Genomic DNA, 233 nt, shown 5'->3' with positions numbered 1-233 from the left:
CAGTGTGGTAACAATGTGTTCCAGCTCAATGCCAACGAACCTGCTACCGCTGATGGAGAAACAGGTACCTGGACCAGCGCGGACAATGTATCCATTGACAAACCGAACCTGTACAACACTACGGTTACTCTCAATGGTACTGCGCCGACTACCGCTACCCTCACCTGGACTATCAGCAATGGCGTGTGTGACGATAAAACATCTACTATCAAACTGACACTCAATGAAGTGCC

1 protein-coding gene is annotated in these 233 nt (G+C 49.4%); it reads left to right on the top strand.

Going from position 1 to position 233, the window contains the following annotated elements; genetic code table 11:
- On the top strand, positions 1–233 hold a 233-nt coding region (locus ICL07_RS32235), incomplete at both ends, for a hypothetical protein (RefSeq protein WP_188092177.1).

The sequence above is a fragment of the Chitinophaga qingshengii genome (genome assembly GCF_014529935.1).
In the GTDB taxonomy this organism is placed as follows: domain Bacteria; phylum Bacteroidota; class Bacteroidia; order Chitinophagales; family Chitinophagaceae; genus Chitinophaga; species Chitinophaga qingshengii.
The sequence above is the reverse complement of the archived record's forward strand: the minus strand, read 5'-3'. Positions and strand labels throughout refer to the sequence as shown.